This is a genomic window from Niallia endozanthoxylica, assembly GCF_008710145.1.
In the GTDB taxonomy this organism is placed as follows: domain Bacteria; phylum Bacillota; class Bacilli; order Bacillales; family Cytobacillaceae; genus Bacillus_BD; species Bacillus_BD endozanthoxylica.
The window spans coordinates 103,940-119,345 of record NZ_VYKL01000018.1; the positions used below are offsets into that span (position 1 = coordinate 103,940).

Consider the following 15,406-nt stretch of genomic DNA (forward strand, 5'->3'; position numbering starts at 1 on the left):
AACTAGGTTGATGGAACCCGTTACCATATGTCACTCGCACTCTTCTTGGACAACAAAAAACATACTACTAAGAAAAACCGGACTATAAACAAAATCCGGTTGTCTATCCTCTAATTATGGTGATGATGATGTTCATACCCATGTTCTTCCGCGTATTTACGGAAATTTTCTAAATCTTGCATTCCAGTCGAAGTGCCGTTTAAGGCCTGATTCATACGTTCTAAGAGTACCGTTCGTAACTTTGGATGATAGCCAAAATACTGAGCAATATCAATTGATATATGCGGATAAGACTCTTTAAATTGTTCGGCCATTTTATTCATTCTTTCCATTAAAACTCCCGTAAATAAAAAATACGGCAGCATGATAATTTTTTTTGCGCCTAATTTAATGCACCGTTCCATCCCATCCTGCACCGTTGGCGTCGTTACCCCCATAAAGGCACTTTCAACAATAGGCACATTTAATTTCTCCCACAATAATCTGCTAATTTTATAAAAATCACCATTAGCATATGGATCGCTGCCGCCTCGTCCAATTAATAAAATGGCCGTTTCCTCATGCTTCTGATTCACATCAAAACCTGCTTCCATAAGTCTTGTTTTTAAAATTTCAAAAACTTCCTCATGAACACCTATCGTTTCGCCATAAGTAAATTGAACATCTGGGAAATGCTCTTTAGCATGTTCAATTTCTGCAGGAATGTGCAGTTTAGAGTGCCCTGCATGTAATAAAATGATTGGAATGACATGTATTTCATCCGCACCTTTTTCAATACACAACTGAATCCCATCTTCAATAGTTGGTGATGCAAATTCTAAAAAGCATGTTTCTACTAAAAGGGCTGGATCAATGTATTCTTTCATCTGCCCGACAAATTCGCGAACTTCTATATTCCCTGCCTCTAGCCTACTGCCATGTCCAACAAATAATACAGCCTTTTTCATCGGTCCATTCCCTTTCTTGTATTTTTCAATTCCTTTTATGCGGTCTTCGCTGCGTTTCCGCACACCGTGCTCCATTGAATAAATAATTGCATCTTGTTCAACTGCTTCATGAACAAGATTGCGTGCGGTTTCTTCCTGTTGAACCGAATACCATGTTCCTTTTGGATAATCAATTACGACGCATTTATCTTTACAGCGGCCGTTACAGCGTGTACGCGATGTATGAATATGCTCATCCAAACGGTTTTTACGGATTTCATCACGAATTTGCTGCGTGACCTCTTCAGCTCCTGCTCCCATACAGGTGGCCCCATTACAAATGAGCAGGTGACGCTGCATTTGCATTAGATTCCATGTTGTCATAAAGTAACCTCCCCCTCTTCCATCATCTTGTATCCTCTATATCTCTTTGTTATATCAACAGTACCCCGATTAAAGCCCGTATTAGTAAGGTTAAAATGAAAATTAGCCAGGTAACTTCGCCGGCTCCCAAGTAATGATTGCAGCATAGAATGGATGACGGTACACATACTGGCCATCCTCCATAGCAATAAAACGTTCGAGTGATGCTTTCACATGTGCTATATCAAACCGGGGTGATAAGATTTTTTTACTTTGTGCTTCATATAATTGCTGTAATGTATCATAACGAAACTCACGCTCTAGCTTAAGCATTTCACAATCTGCATAAATACCTAACTGGTAAAGCATATTAACGATGGTAATATAATCTCGGCGCGGATATTTAATGTCATAGCCAAACTGCTCATCTAAAATAACGTAATGCGGCTGAATAGGTCCTGTTGTTAAGCCAATGATGGCTCGCTTTTTGGCAAGCCTGTTTATTTTTTTCAGCGCCGCATTCATTTCATACATACGATAAAAGCAATTCACCCCAACAACAACATCATGCTGCGCTATTTGCGCTTCTTCCCATTTGCTATGAACGAACTGAACATTTGCATCGTTGTTAAAGTATGGTTTTAAATAATCTAGCACACTTCCAGAACCATCAACCAACGTTAAACTTGTGACATCTTGACGGAGTTGGAAGGTATAGTTGCCCCATCCCGGACCCATTTCAATACAAGTTGAATGTTGCGGAATATGCTGTTTCATTTTTTCGTACATTTTTTTTGCATAGTCATCGGTTTGCTTGTATGTTTTTTTCTTCATGGACTGAGCCCAAAAAGCTTCTTCCAGCTCATCATCAATCATTCGTTCTGGCATCTTGCCATGCCAGTCTAACATTCCTACTTTCCACAGCTTTTCAAAATCAAAGTGTAGAGGGGATCCTTTTATCATTGAATTTTCTCCTCAATCTCGACATAATAAATGGACAATTCTTCTCTGGTAAATGGGACGCCAGTTTGTGATTTAACCATGGCGTCCTTGGTGTTTAAAACTCAAGCCCCTTCATCGCTTTGACATCCTGATCAGCATAATAATGTTTTGTGGCATCAATCGTTGACACTAGATCAGCTAAAGCGAGTAGAGATGGATGTGCAGAACGGCCTGTGATGACAAGGTGCATCGTTTTGGGACGGTTTTGTATGGCCGCTAACACCTCTTGTAAGGGCAATACATCATCGATTGGAAAACGTGTGATGGCTAACGCATTATTCAACTCATCCAGTACTAAAACATCTGTTGTTTCATCATTTAACTCTTCTTTTATAGTCTGCCAGGCTTTAGCAAGTGCTTCGCGATGCGCCTCCGGTGTTTTTGTCCATGTAAAACCGATACCTAATTGCACGGTTTCAACACCAAGCTTCCTTAGCGCCAATTGTTCACCATATGTACGTTCAGGTGATTTAATAAATTGAAAGTATTTCACCTTCATGCCGCGGCCAATTGCACGTAATGCCACACCAAGTGAAGCAGTTGTTTTTCCTTTGCCTTCTCCTGTATAAACTAACAGCATCCCCTGTCGTGTCATGTACAAACCTCCCTATAGCCAAGTTGTTTTTTCTGCAAATGGTGTACGTTTTTTCGCAGACGTAATTTCTTCTGCAGGGTACCCAATGCATAAGGTCCCTACTAATTGCTCCCCATCCGTTGCACCAATAAAATCATGTAATGCTGTATCATGCACTAAACCGACACCACGTGTACGCCATACCATGCCTAAACCCAGCTGTTCGGCCATTAACCACATCGACATAATTGCACAGCTGACTGCAAAGGTATTATCTTTAGTTGCCCCTTCATCTCCATCGACAATCGCAGATGTCACCACAATGACAAGTGGTGTTTTTGCTATGGCTTCCATTGAGCTTTCCACTAAATGTGGTTTTGTTGGAAAACGTTTTTGTAAATAATCAAGCGCCACCTGCCCATAACGTTTTAAGCTGTCTCCCTGTAATACATAGAAATGCCAGGGCTCACGCATTCGGTCATTTGGTGCAAATGTTGCAGCTTCTAATAATGTCTCAATTTTGTCACGTTCCACTTCACGCGTTTCAAATTGACGAATCGCACGGCGCTTTTTTAATGCATCTAACATAATTCCTGCTCCTTTTCTATAAACCAGGCCATTTGATCCCTAACACTAACCACATTGCCAACTAAAATCATGGATGGATTTGACATACGATGGATTTGAATATCTTGGGCAATCGTGGAGAGATTGCCTGTAATGGTACGCTGATTTTTGGTTGTGCCCCATTCAATAACGGCAACAGGAGTGGTTTCACTTTTGCCATAGGTTATTAAGCTTTTCGATATATGCGCGATATTGCCTATGCTCATATAAAAGGCCACCGTATCAATTTGAGCAAGCGCGGACCAATTTAAAAAGTCCTGCTCCTTTTCCGGGCGGCCATGACCTGTAACGATTGCAAAGCTTGTAGCATGATCACGATGTGTCACTGGAATCCCAGCATAAGCAGGCGCGGCAATCCCCGCTGTAATACCAGGTACGATTTCAAATGGAATATTGGCTTGCCGCAAAATCGTAGCTTCCTCGGCACCACGTCCAAAGACAAACGGGTCACCGCCTTTTAAGCGGAGAACCTGCTTGCCAAGATTGGCTTGTTCCACTAGCACACGATGAATTTCATTCTGAATCATTCCATGCCTGCCTGGTTCTTTTCCACAATAAATCCGTTCGGCATCTGCTTTCGCATGTTTTAATAATTCAGCATTCACTAGTCGGTCATATAAAATCACATCTGCTAGTTGAATGCACTCTAGTCCACGAATGGTCAATAGTTTTGGGTCACCAGGACCAGCTCCTACAATATATACAAATCCGCTCACTGTTTTTCTCCTATACGCTTAAGCAGCCACTCTTCACATTTTTGTTTTTCACCTTGTTCCATCCATTGTAATAACTGTGGTTCCAGAAGCGCTGCTAATAGCTGTTTTTTCTCATCACCCGTAAACTCTTGTAAAATCCGCTGACGTGCTTCCTTTAAAAATGAAACATACTGCGCGTATTGTACTCCAAATTGCTCTTCTAAATCCGTCTTTACTTGACGTGTCAGACCTGGATTTGCTCCAGACGTCGATACAGTCAATACGAAATCACCACGTCGAACAACTGCTGGATTGATGAAATCCACTCGCCCTTTTGCATCCGCACGGCTGAGTAATTGCCAATGCTGTGCCGCTTCTTCCACAGCATTATTTACTTCTTCGTCATTTGTAGCCGCGAAAATCAGTGCTGCATCATCTAAATCAGCAGGTACAAATGTTTTTTCTTTCCATGTCACAAGCCCTTCATTGATGTAGTGCTGCAATTTTTCAGTTACAGCTGGGCTTATTACTGTCACTAGTGCCTTTGTTGGCAGCAGCGCTTCTACTTTTTGACGAGCTACATGTCCGCCCCCAACAATAACAACCTTTTTATAGTCAATATTCATTAATAATGGGAAATATTTCATTGTTTATCCTCCAAACATGCTGTCAGCCAATTTTTCACAAGCTGTGGGTTCGACGCAAAGTGAAAGTGTGTATAACCAGCAACAATATTTTTATGTAGATAACCTTCTTGCTGAGCACGAAAACGGCCTTTACTAAAATAAGCAGGTGATGTATGCTCCCCCTCATACGTTGAGTAATGGAACTCATGCCCTTTTGCCTGCTCCTCTTCATTGATTAGAAAGTTGCCTGGAACACCTGTAATTTCCCGGTATCCAAGTGCCGCTAATTTATCTTGCATCCGCACACGTCCCGGAATGATCCCGAGCATCGGGAAGACCTGCCCTTGACGATTGACAATTTCCTCTGTTAAATACATGAAACCGCCGCATTCTGCTAATGTTGGCACGCCCCGCTCAAGCGCTGCTCTTATGGATTGCTTCGTTTCTTCATTTTTCGCTAAGCTTTCTGCAAACTCTTCCGGAAAACCGCCGCCGATATACAGCCCCTCTGCTTTCTCTGGAACTTCCTCATTTTGTAAGGGAGAGAAGTAATGCAACGTGGCACCATACGTACGGAGTAATTCTAGATTTTCTTCATAATAGAAGTTGAAGGCAGCATCCTTTGCGACTGCAATATGTACTTCTTGTCTTTGCGGCTGTGCATCAAAGATAGATTCAGAAACGTCCAATGATTGTGTTTTTGTCATTTCCAGAAGTTGTTCAATATCCACTGTTTCTTCGATAGCTTCTGCAAGACTATCAAAATAGGAATCTAAATCACCACGTTCAATGGCTGGTACTAAACCCAGATGACGGCTTGGCATCAAAGGTACGGCTCCTTTTGGCAGATAGCCAATGACGGGAATTCCACATTCTTGTTCAATGGCTGCTTTGATCATTTCAAAATGGCTTTTACTTCCTAATTGATTGGCAATAACGCCAACAATAGTGGAGTTTTCATCTAACATTTGAAATCCTTTAACAATCGCAGCTGCACTTCTTGCCATACTTGCTGCATTGACAATTAAAATGACGGGACTTTTGGTAATCTCACTAATATGAGCAGCAGATCCTTCATTTGATAATGGAGATTTACCATCATAAAAGCCCATCACCCCTTCAATAATAGCTGCATCTGCATCTTGGCTCGTTCTTGCGACAATAGCACGGACTGTATCATGGGACATCATGAAACTATCAATATTACGAGAAGGGCGTTTTGTGACAGCTGTATGATACGTTGGGTCAATATAGTCCGGACCGCATTTAAAACCCTGGACTGTTAATCCGCGCTTCATAAGCGTGCGCATAATGCCGATTGTGAATGTTGTTTTTCCAACACCGCTTCCTGTGCCGGCTAGAACAAATCGATTCATCGTGCTTCCTCCTCAAAGTTGACACGTGCAATGGATATAGTCACATTTCCGCTTTTCTTTTTCTCCAGCAGTAACGCTTTTGCATTTGCATAACGCAATGCGGCCGGCTCACTGACTCCATATGCACCTGTATATTTAAAGACTGTTTCCGATGGGTTTTGCATCGGTATTTCATTTAGCTGGTCAGGTGTATAAGTTACAAACGACCAGTTATGTTTGGCAGTTAATTCAAGCAGGCCTTTTTCGTTTTTCTTTAAGTCGATGGTCGCAACAGCTTTGACACTTTTTTTACTTAAACACAGCTCAGCTAATGTTTCATCTATGACTTGTTCAATTTCTGCCATTGTCGTCCCACGATTACAGCCAATGCCAAGTACAATTGATTTTGGACGATATATAACTCCGTTCTCGAGCAGCATCTCTTCATGTGCCTCAATTAAACGATCTGTAATAAGCAGTGCTGCTTGTGGCTTTGCCATAATCGCTTCATCTATCGTTGGATAAACTTTTAAATGGTCAGGCATTGAGCGATCGTACATCCACCAATTTTTTTCACCCGTTTCCTGCACGATCGCAACATGCTCTTCATTGACAACCGATGCACTAACAGGTGTTAATTTTTCTTCACTATCCCACATCCACCCAAATTGGGCGCCAAATAAATCGACGGGAATCGTTTTTTGCACATCTGAAGCTGTTGTTACAACTGGGACAGCACCAATTGCTTTTGCAAATTCATGGGTTAAGGCATTGGCACCGCCAATATGACCTGATAAAACGCTGACGACATATTGGCCTTTATCATCTACTACTAACACTGCAGGATCTTTCTTTTTATCAATCAAAAGCGGAGCAATCATACGAACAACAGCACCTAGAGAAATGATGCAAATGATTCCTTTATACTGCTGGAACAAAGCGGGTAATAATAGGCGAACCGTACCATCAAATAACTGAATCTGACGGGCCTCTTCGTCACCCTGCTCGAATTTCTTCATATAATATAGGTCCGCATAGGGGAATTTTTCAGTGTAGCTTCTTGCATGTGCCACCCCATGTTTCGTTATGGCAACGAGGGCATATGGTTTGCGCTTTACAATATTAGGAATTTCACCTTCACGTAAACTAATCATTCTCCTTCACACCTTTGCGGAAGCCATGAGTAAAGGTTTTGTCATAAAGCTTCGAACGATAATTTTTTTCATGAATATGCGGGTTTAATGCCCAGCCAGCTAGAATCATCGCATGCTTACGAATGCCATTGACACGCATTGCTTCATCTAATTCAGACAGTGTTGTCCGCACAATTTTTTGGTCAGGCCACGAAGCACGCTGCACAACAGCAACTGGCGTATCGTCTGCCCAGCCTGCTGCCTGCAATTCTTTAGTAATTTTCTTTGTTAATGTCGCACTTAAAAACATTGCTATCGTACAGTGATGGCTTGCCAGCGCCTGTAATTTTTCATGCTCTGGCACAGGTGTACGCCCTTCTGCTCTCGTTAAAATGAGTGTTTGAGTTAAATCAGGAATCGTCAGCTCTGCACCAACCGCTGCTGCAGATGCAAAAACAGAACTTACACCTGGAACAACTTCATAGCTAATATCATGCGTCTTCAGCAGCGCCACTTGCTCCATCGTTGCCCCGTACATTGCTGGGTCGCCTGTATGTAAACGTACAACCTTTTTACCTGCATTGACACGCTCGACAATACAATCCACCATTTCCTGAAGATGCATCCCTGCTGTACGGATAATTTCTGCCGACTCCTTCGCTTCCGCTACCAAAGTTTCGCTTACGAGTGAATCTGTATACATCACAACATCCGCTTCTTTTAATAGCTTTAAACCTTTCACCGTGATTAAATCCGGATCGCCCGGACCTGCTCCGATAATCCACATTTTCCTCATTATTTGCGCACCACCATACATGACAAGTAATTTAATTCTGCATCCCGTAGTTCATTGATTTTCCAAATTACCTCTTCATCAGATGTAACTTTTGTAACGACATGTGCTTTTTCTAATAAATTCATTTCCTCCAAAAGATTGAGCATTACGTCTATAACTTTTGCTACTTTAATAAAGACAATCGCATCGTGGTTTTCAATCACTTGGCGCATTTCTTCCATATCCTCCGTAGCAGGAATCATGGCGACATGGTCATCACCGTCAGCCAATGCAATCCCTAAGCGATTAGCAGAACCATTAAACGACGAAATGCCTGCTACCGTTTCAATCGGAACATCAGGGTACATCGATTTCATTAAGTTCATTAAATGTATAAATGTGCTAAACAGCATCGGATCCCCTTCAGTTACAAAAGCGACATCTTTTCCTTGAACTAAATAGCTATAAATAGCTTCTACTGATTTTGTCCACTCCGCACGTAGTGTATCTTCATCTTTTGTCATGGGGAATACTAAACCAAGCATTTCTTTTTCTGCCGGGTTTATATACACTTCAACAATACGGTGAGCATAAGATTTACTCCCCTTTAATTTTTTGGGATAAGCAATGACCGGACTTTCCTGCAATCGGCGAAATGCTTTTACTGTGATTAATTCTGGATCTCCTGGCCCAACACCTAATCCGAATAAAGTTCCTATTCTCATGATTCTTTTCCTTTCTTTGTTGTCAAAATATAGATTGGATTTAATGGTTCAAAACGCGTTAAATTTAAGATTGGTTTACTTTTTGAAATTTGCGCCTGTAATATGGATACTTCACAACCTAATGATTTTAGATGCTGCAGCGCTTCTGCAAGATTTTCAATCGTTGCAATATTCATAACAAGGCGTCCATGTGGCTTTAAGCGTGAAATACATGATTGCAATAAATGCTCCATATTTCCACCGTTGCCACCAATAAAAATCGCATTTGGATCTGGAAATTCATCTAGACGGTCGGGTGCCTTCCCCAACACTGCAACAAAATCTGTACGATGTTTTAATTGATTTCCCAGGCAGTTTTCAAGGTCACCTTCATTTTTTTCAATGGCATAAACGGCACCTTCCCGAGCTATTTTCGCTGCTTCAATCGCAACCGAACCTGTGCAGGTTCCTATATCCCAAACAATGCTATTCTCCTTAAGCCCTAACTCTTGCAGACAAAGAGTTCGAATTTCCCTTTTAGTAATTAATCCTTTATCTGGCTTTCGCTGAAGAAATGCATCATCCGGGATTCCAAGAGAAGAACGTTCCACTACTTCACGCTGTTTCAAAATCACAACATTCAATGGAAAAAAGGAGGTTTGCTCCATTTCGTCCAAAGTGAAATAGCGGCACCGCTCCTTTTCACCTTGTAAATTTTCAGCAACGAAGGCATCATATTCTGTCATGCCGAATCGCTTTAAATATTTTGCAATTGCCTGCGGAGAATTCGTTTCATCTGTTAAAATAGCCATTTTTTTACGCCCATCAATTCTTTGTGCAAACCCTTTTATGGAACGGCCGTGCAAGCTGATAATATACGCATCCTGCCAGCTTTCCTGCATTTTAGAAAAAGCGAGCTGTACCGAACTGGTATAAGGATAAATCTCTAACTGAAGCTTCTTCGCAAGTAAACTGCCAAGTCCATAAAACAGTGGATCACCGGACACTAAAATAACGACATTTCGTGTTTCTTGCTGTAATTCAGCTGTTAATGCTGACAAACCGCCTTTAATTATTTTTTTCTCTTTATTCATTTTTGAAAAAAATTGTAAATGACGTTCCCCGCCTACAAGTACATCACATTCATTAATCCACTCAGTATATTGGGGGAGCAATCCTTCCGCGCCATTATCCCCTATACCAATCATCTTCATCCAATTTGTCAATATTCTCAGCCTTTCCTAAACAATCTCCATTCATGGTATACAAGGTTGTCGATACGTTGATGTCAGTATTCATATGATTCAATGCATAGTAGCAGCAGTTCTTGCAAAGTGCCGTAAAGAATGCCTCGTTTCCCTGAAGCATCTCTCCAACCTGTGAAGCTGTATTCGCCTGTAAAATTTCTCGCTGTATCTCCTCATCAACACCTACTTTATTGGAAATACCTGCTAAAAACTCTAAACTAATAGGTGCACTTTTGGAGTGAACCATCATAATACCCTGGGCAACTTTTGAGAACTTACCCATCATCCCTACTAACGAGACTCTCGGAATCTTCTTCCGTGCAATATGTTTTAATGTAAAACCAACAAAATCGCCCATTTCTATAAATGCTTCTTCTGGTAAATGAGGATACTGCTGCATAGCATGTTTTTCACTGCGTCCACCCGTTGTAATGACTACATGCTCACATCCGGATTCTTTTGCTACATTAATCGCTTGTACGATACTTGCCATATAAGCAGAACTTGAAAATGGAACCACCGTTCCCCGTGTACCTAATATCGAAATTCCGCCGATAATGCCTAACCGCTTATTCAATGTTTTTTCAGCAATTTTTTCTCCATCCGGAACAGAAATGATTACTTTAATTCCACAATCCAATTTAAATTTTTCAATTGCTTCTTGTACAACCCCATATATCATTTTACGTGGTACGGGGTTTATCGCTGCTTGACCAACTGGTACAGGTAGTCCCGCTTTTGTCACTCGCCCTACACCAATCCCGCCATCTAAATGAATGCCTTTTTCTTCTGAATAACGAACGGTACTCTGAATTCGTGCTCTATGTGTAGCATCAGGATCGTCCCCGGCATCTTTAATTGTTTCGCACATTACCCCGTCTTCTGACAGGTGAAATGCGGATACTTTAAATGTTGCATACTGGCCAGCCGGTAAATAAATCGTGACTTCATCTGGTACCTTTCCCACAACGAGAGCTTGCAATGCTGCCTTTGTCATCGCTGTTGCACAGGCTCCCGTTGTGTAGCCGTGGCGCATTTGTGAAGGGTCTTTTTTATTTTGTTTCTTTTGCTCGTTCATCCGCCATAATCGAAATGGCATTAAGTGCAGCGACTGTCACGGTACTGCCACCCTTTCTCCCTGCGTTCGTAATAAATGGAATTCCTTCCAGCACCGCTAACTCCGCTTTCGACTCTGCTGCTGATACAAATCCGACGGGCATTCCAATAATTAAATCCGGTTTTGCTTCCCCTTCTTTCATTAAACGAATTAACTCCAGCAGCGCGGTTGGCGCATTGCCAATGGCATAAATTCCTCCTTCATGTAAACGCGTTGCTTTTTGCATGGAAATAATAGCCCGGGTTGTTCCTTGAGCCTTTGCTTCCTTTGCGACATCTTCATCTGCAATATAACAATGCAAGTCCCCTCCATGCTTTTGGAATCGCTTGCGGCCAGAACCACTTTCAATCATTTGTACATCCGCCACTACATGACGGCCAGCTAATATGGATTGAATCCCTGCCTCAATAGCATCAGGTGTAAAAATCATGCTGCGGCCTAACTCAAAATCTGCTGAAGCGTGAATCACCCGCCGAACAACCAGCCATTGCTCATCTGTAAATGAATGCTCCCCCATCTCTTCTTTGATAATGGCGAAACTGTAATCATAAATCTTGTCTGGATCTACCGTTACAGGAATAAATTTTGTATTAAAGTTCATGTTTGCCATGAATCAAACCTCCCAATAATTGTTTTACTTCTTCGAAAGAAGTACAAAAATTTTGATATTCCATCGCTGGACGCTTAATTAAAATGACAGGAATCCCTAATTGCAGAGCAGCTGTCATTTTTTCATCTACAGATCCCACTTTGCCGCTTTCTTTTGTAATCATTAAAGTTACATTGTATTGCTCGCATAGCGCTTTGTTTAATGATTCCGAAAAGGGACCCTGGATCGCAATGATGTCCTTTTGTTTAATCCCTAACCTATGGCACTTTTCCATGTTCCCTATATTCGGAAGCATTCTGCATATAAGCCGAATTTCATCACACATTAAATATTTCGTAAATATTTCTAACGTTTTGCTGCCCGTTGTCAGCATGATTGTTCCTTTATGAGATTGAGCTAATTTAGCTGCCTCCTCATAACTTTCAACCTCTGTAATTAGTGGGGAAATAAACTGTTCTTCTGGCCTTTCATAACGAATATAGGGAATCTCACATGCTTGTGCTGCTGCCATTGCGGTTTTCGACGCTTCTTCCGCATATGGATGGCTGGCATCAATGACACCATTCATCTTTTGCTTCTGAATAAGCGCCATCATATCATCAACTGATAATCGTCCCACTTGATAAGGAATATGGTGTTCTTTTAAACTTTCGGCTGCAGATTCTGTGACTACTGTTGCTAATAAAGGATAGCCTTGACTTTGCAATTGAATGGCTAATGCTCTCGCATCACTTGTGCCTGCTAAAAATAAAATCATAGGTTCCTCCTAATCTCCACATGGTGCCGGCTCGACTTCAATTTTGGAGCTCATATCCTGGTAGTTAAAATACTGAATTTTTTTCACACGTTTAAAATATTTAAAAAGGCGTTCATTTGGATGGGCATTTTGTTTGTACTCTTCTATAATTTTCGTTAATAACGGCAGTAGTTCATCTGGTTCAATTCCTTCTGCTACAGGCTGTGCAGCATGGGCTGTACGGCCAACAGGCTTTGCGCCAATAAATAAATCAAATTTCTTCTTGCGGTAAACAATCCCGATATCATCGAATACTGCCCGGTAACAGGCCATACCGCAGCCGTTGAAACCAATATGTAATTCTTTTGGAAGCTTTAAGCCCCCCAAACTTGCTGCTATTTCTTCTGCATATGGAATCGATTCAGCTTTTTCACCGTAGCAAAAATCACAAGCTTTTACATTTAATACATCGCTCACAGGCATGACAATTAAATCATTTTGTTTGAGTCTTTCAACAATTGATTCAGGCTGATTTGTTGGAATCTTTACAATAAAACGATGATCCGGTGTATATTCCATGGTGCCTGTTTCGCCAATGGTTTCTGCCAATATGCGCATTTGCTTTGGCGTAATAAATTTATTGGCAACACCAGGTGAAACAGCAAATTCAAATATATCTTCGACCGCCTGTTGTACGAACAATGGATTGACTATTTCAGTTTTAGTCACCATAGATAATGCCTTTAAAGCCATATCTAATGAACTAACCTCTTGTTTTTCTTTTACACTTTGCTCATAACCAGCTTTCGCTTCCCCTGTTTCTTGATTTAATGCCCATGGTTCAGCTTCCTTTTTCAAACGTTGATGCGGTTTTAAGCTTTGCTTCTCTTCACCTAACGTATATTTACGCTGATAACCTCGAGGGGTAATAATTTTATTATCATAAAAGAAAGTAGAAGAGTTCCCAATGATAACCGTTGTCAGCATTCCGATATCATGTTCTAGCATTTCAGCCAGTGTTGTCAGCACAACATTTTGATTTTCTCGATAAGCACTTTTCACAAGTCCTACAGGTGTTTCGGGAGAACGATATTTTAATAGAATATTTTGGGCCTCTACAATTTGGCGTGTCCGTCGACCGCTTTTCGGATTATATAAAGCGATAACGAAATCCGCCATCGCAGCCGCTTCAATGCGTTTTTCTATTACAGTCCAAGGCGTCAAATGATCACTTAAGCTAATCGTGCAGGAATCGTGCATGACAGGCGCACCCAATAAACTTGCACAAGAATTAATAGCTGAAATACCAGGAACAATCTCTACCTCAATTCCATCTTTTTCAGTCCACCCCTTCTCAATTAGCACTTCATACACTAATCCAGCCATACCATAAACGCCTGAATCTCCACTAGAAATCACCGAGACAATATGGCCTGCTTCCGCCTTCTTTACTGCATCCTGTGCACGTGACACTTCTTCTGTCATACCCGTACTAACAATGGATTTTGCTGTTACGAAAGATTCAATTAGCTCCACGTATGTTTTATAGCCAATAATACAATCACTTTCCTGCAAGGCAACTACAGCTCGATTGGTAATATGCTCACGATCACCGGGACCGAAGCCAACAACAAAAATTTTTCCCTTTTTCATAGACTTACCTCCAAATAAAAAATGCCTGCACTCCTTTTAAAAGGAATACAGGCATGTGAAATGACAGTATAAAAAAAGCATACTGAAACACAAGAACAATAGGTAAAATTGTCCCGCCTATACTTCTCCCTCCGAAAAGCAAGTGTCGTTTAAATAAGCAGGTTTCCTGACTTAAGCTTCTTTTTACTCTTACACCTTCCCGATTTCTCAGTGGTATTGTAATTTCATCAGCTCTTACAGTAGCGGGGGCTGTACTAGACTTTCACTAGTTTCCCTTTTACCTCACAAATGTGAGCACTTATTTAAATTAATTATTAAATTGTTTATAAATATATCACATAATCTCGAAAGTTAACATACTATTTTTTTTGAAACATTAATAACGGCTTATGCAGGATAACTCCTTCATGGGTATTTATCCAATTTAAATAATCATTCCATCATTTCAAACAGCTCTGCTTTCGACCTCGGATACTTTTTATTGGATACATTCGTTCTTTGTAATCTTTCAAACACTTCCATAATCCAAGGTTTTTGTAAATGGCTTTTTTCGAGAATGTCTCTTTTATTAAAAACCTCAACGGCTGTTCCTTGAGCTAATATATGCCCATTGTTTAAAATGATGACCTCATCTGCCCACTCATAAGCTAAATCTACATTATGCGTTGACAATAAAATCGTCCGATTTTGGTGATGGATTTTCCCTAAAATTTCCATCGTTCTATTTGAATAGTAAGGATCGAGCCCATCGGTTGGTTCATCCAACACCATCAATTCTGGATCCATAGCAACAATTCCGGCAATCGCTACTCTTTTCTTCTGTCCGACACTTAAAAAGTGAGGAGGTTTATCTTTGAGCGATTCTGTTTCTGTTAATGTGATGGCTTCCTTTACGCGCCTCTCTATTTCTTCGATGGGTAAATTTAAATTTTTTGGACCGTACTTAATATCTTCATAGACACTAGATGAAAAAAGTTGGGTTTCAGAATTTTGGAATACAATACCAACTTGCTGCCTTAATTGCTGAATCTCTTTTCGTTTATAGGTCAACTTCTTTCCACTGTATAGAATGCTGCCACTTGTTGGCTTTAAAATACCATTCATCAGCAGAAATAGTGTCGATTTCCCAGCTCCATTATTCCCTAACAGGGCTATCTTCTTTCCTTTTTCAATGGACAGATTTATTTGATTCAATGCCATCGTTCCATCTGCATATTGATAGGAAACTTGTTCAAACGTTATCATTTGTTCACTCACTCGGCA

16 protein-coding genes and 1 riboswitch are annotated in these 15,406 nt (G+C 40.9%); all 16 genes read right to left on the reverse strand.

Translation table 11 applies throughout. From position 1 onward, the window contains the following. Positions 1-110: 110 nt before the first annotated feature. Positions 111-1,310, reverse strand: coding sequence for a CbiX/SirB N-terminal domain-containing protein (locus F4V44_RS12095; protein WP_150440274.1), 1,200 nt, complete (start codon positions 1,308-1,310; stop codon positions 111-113). A 102-nt stretch (positions 1,311-1,412) separates the two neighbouring features. Next, complete coding sequence (locus F4V44_RS12100) at positions 1,413-2,252, reverse strand: methyltransferase domain-containing protein (protein WP_150440275.1); 840 nt, start codon at positions 2,250-2,252, stop codon at positions 1,413-1,415. A gap of 94 nt (positions 2,253-2,346) precedes the next feature. After that, entirely contained in the window at positions 2,347-2,886 is a 540-nt protein-coding gene (locus F4V44_RS12105) for a cob(I)yrinic acid a,c-diamide adenosyltransferase (protein ID WP_150440276.1), read from the reverse strand. 12 nt (positions 2,887-2,898) lie between these two features. Next, the gene (locus tag F4V44_RS12110; RefSeq protein WP_150440277.1) at positions 2,899-3,453 is read right to left on the reverse strand and encodes a nitroreductase family protein; all 555 of its coding nucleotides are present in this window, start codon (positions 3,451-3,453) and stop codon (positions 2,899-2,901) included. Continuing rightward, positions 3,447-4,208 (reverse strand): uroporphyrinogen-III C-methyltransferase, encoded by a 762-nt coding sequence (gene cobA / locus F4V44_RS12115; protein ID WP_150440278.1) that lies wholly within the window; start codon positions 4,206-4,208, stop codon positions 3,447-3,449. Before cobA ends, F4V44_RS12110 begins: the two co-directional genes overlap by 7 nt. Further along, positions 4,205-4,834, reverse strand: a complete 630-nt coding sequence (locus tag F4V44_RS12120; RefSeq protein WP_150440279.1) for a precorrin-2 dehydrogenase/sirohydrochlorin ferrochelatase family protein — start codon at positions 4,832-4,834, stop codon at positions 4,205-4,207. The genes cobA and F4V44_RS12120 overlap by 4 nt, the downstream gene beginning before the upstream one ends. Then, positions 4,831-6,189 carry a cobyrinate a,c-diamide synthase gene (locus F4V44_RS12125; protein WP_150440280.1) on the reverse strand — a complete coding sequence of 453 codons (1,359 nt, stop codon included), beginning with the start codon at positions 6,187-6,189 and terminating at the stop codon, positions 4,831-4,833. Before F4V44_RS12125 ends, F4V44_RS12120 begins: the two co-directional genes overlap by 4 nt. Then, positions 6,186-7,322 carry a cobalt-precorrin 5A hydrolase gene (locus F4V44_RS12130; protein ID WP_150440281.1) on the reverse strand — a complete coding sequence of 379 codons (1,137 nt, stop codon included), beginning with the start codon at positions 7,320-7,322 and terminating at the stop codon, positions 6,186-6,188. The genes F4V44_RS12125 and F4V44_RS12130 overlap by 4 nt, the downstream gene beginning before the upstream one ends. Next, positions 7,315-8,097: a precorrin-4 C(11)-methyltransferase gene (gene cobM / locus F4V44_RS12135; RefSeq protein ID WP_150440282.1), complete on the reverse strand. Its 783-nt coding sequence runs from the start codon at positions 8,095-8,097 to the stop codon at positions 7,315-7,317. The genes F4V44_RS12130 and cobM overlap by 8 nt, the downstream gene beginning before the upstream one ends. After that, on the reverse strand, positions 8,097-8,801 hold the full coding sequence (cobI, locus tag F4V44_RS12140) for a precorrin-2 C(20)-methyltransferase (RefSeq protein WP_150440283.1): 705 nt from the start codon (positions 8,799-8,801) through the stop codon (positions 8,097-8,099). Before cobI ends, cobM begins: the two co-directional genes overlap by 1 nt. After that, the gene (cbiE, locus tag F4V44_RS12145; protein WP_150440414.1) at positions 8,798-9,994 is read right to left on the reverse strand and encodes a precorrin-6y C5,15-methyltransferase (decarboxylating) subunit CbiE; all 1,197 of its coding nucleotides are present in this window, start codon (positions 9,992-9,994) and stop codon (positions 8,798-8,800) included. The genes cobI and cbiE overlap by 4 nt, the downstream gene beginning before the upstream one ends. After that, entirely contained in the window at positions 9,969-11,105 is a 1,137-nt protein-coding gene (locus F4V44_RS12150; protein ID WP_150440284.1) for a cobalt-precorrin-5B (C(1))-methyltransferase, read from the reverse strand. The genes cbiE and F4V44_RS12150 overlap by 26 nt, the downstream gene beginning before the upstream one ends. Then, positions 11,080-11,754 carry a precorrin-8X methylmutase gene (locus F4V44_RS12155; RefSeq protein ID WP_150440285.1) on the reverse strand — a complete coding sequence of 225 codons (675 nt, stop codon included), beginning with the start codon at positions 11,752-11,754 and terminating at the stop codon, positions 11,080-11,082. Before F4V44_RS12155 ends, F4V44_RS12150 begins: the two co-directional genes overlap by 26 nt. After that, the gene (gene cobK / locus F4V44_RS12160; protein ID WP_150440286.1) at positions 11,735-12,511 is read right to left on the reverse strand and encodes a precorrin-6A reductase; all 777 of its coding nucleotides are present in this window, start codon (positions 12,509-12,511) and stop codon (positions 11,735-11,737) included. The genes F4V44_RS12155 and cobK overlap by 20 nt, the downstream gene beginning before the upstream one ends. A 9-nt stretch (positions 12,512-12,520) precedes the next feature. Next, positions 12,521-14,143 (reverse strand): precorrin-3B C(17)-methyltransferase, encoded by a 1,623-nt coding sequence (gene cobJ, locus F4V44_RS12165; RefSeq protein WP_150440287.1) that lies wholly within the window; start codon positions 14,141-14,143, stop codon positions 12,521-12,523. Positions 14,144-14,282: 139 nt separating this feature from the next. Further along, positions 14,283-14,460, reverse strand: a riboswitch (cobalamin riboswitch). Between the two features lie 115 nt (positions 14,461-14,575). After that, complete coding sequence (locus F4V44_RS12170; protein ID WP_223881871.1) at positions 14,576-15,400, reverse strand: energy-coupling factor ABC transporter ATP-binding protein; 825 nt, start codon at positions 15,398-15,400, stop codon at positions 14,576-14,578. Between the last annotated feature and the right edge of the window lie 6 nt (positions 15,401-15,406).

Bases quoted from the DNA above. Each gene is read 5' to 3' on its own strand.
- F4V44_RS12105 (WP_150440276.1), bottom strand. From the start codon at position 2,886: ATGACACGACAGGGGATGCTGTTAGTTTATACAGGAGAAGGCAAAGGA.
- cobK (WP_150440286.1), bottom strand. From the start codon at position 12,511: ATGATTTTATTTTTAGCAGGCACAAGTGATGCGAGAGCATTAGCCATT.
- cobI (WP_150440283.1), bottom strand. From the start codon at position 8,801: ATGAGAATAGGAACTTTATTCGGATTAGGTGTTGGGCCAGGAGATCCA.
- F4V44_RS12155 (WP_150440285.1), bottom strand. From the start codon at position 11,754: ATGGCAAACATGAACTTTAATACAAAATTTATTCCTGTAACGGTAGAT.
- cbiE (WP_150440414.1), bottom strand. From the start codon at position 9,994: ATGAAGATGATTGGTATAGGGGATAATGGCGCGGAAGGATTGCTCCCC.
- F4V44_RS12100 (WP_150440275.1), bottom strand. From the start codon at position 2,252: ATGATAAAAGGATCCCCTCTACACTTTGATTTTGAAAAGCTGTGGAAA.
- F4V44_RS12130 (WP_150440281.1), bottom strand. From the start codon at position 7,322: ATGATTAGTTTACGTGAAGGTGAAATTCCTAATATTGTAAAGCGCAAA.
- F4V44_RS12110 (WP_150440277.1), bottom strand. From the start codon at position 3,453: ATGTTAGATGCATTAAAAAAGCGCCGTGCGATTCGTCAATTTGAAACG.
- cobM (WP_150440282.1), bottom strand. From the start codon at position 8,097: ATGAGGAAAATGTGGATTATCGGAGCAGGTCCGGGCGATCCGGATTTA.
- F4V44_RS12095 (WP_150440274.1), bottom strand. From the start codon at position 1,310: ATGACAACATGGAATCTAATGCAAATGCAGCGTCACCTGCTCATTTGT.
- F4V44_RS12125 (WP_150440280.1), bottom strand. From the start codon at position 6,189: ATGAATCGATTTGTTCTAGCCGGCACAGGAAGCGGTGTTGGAAAAACA.
- F4V44_RS12120 (WP_150440279.1), bottom strand. From the start codon at position 4,834: ATGAAATATTTCCCATTATTAATGAATATTGACTATAAAAAGGTTGTT.
- cobJ (WP_150440287.1), bottom strand. From the start codon at position 14,143: ATGAAAAAGGGAAAAATTTTTGTTGTTGGCTTCGGTCCCGGTGATCGT.
- F4V44_RS12150 (WP_150440284.1), bottom strand. From the start codon at position 11,105: ATGAACGAGCAAAAGAAACAAAATAAAAAAGACCCTTCACAAATGCGC.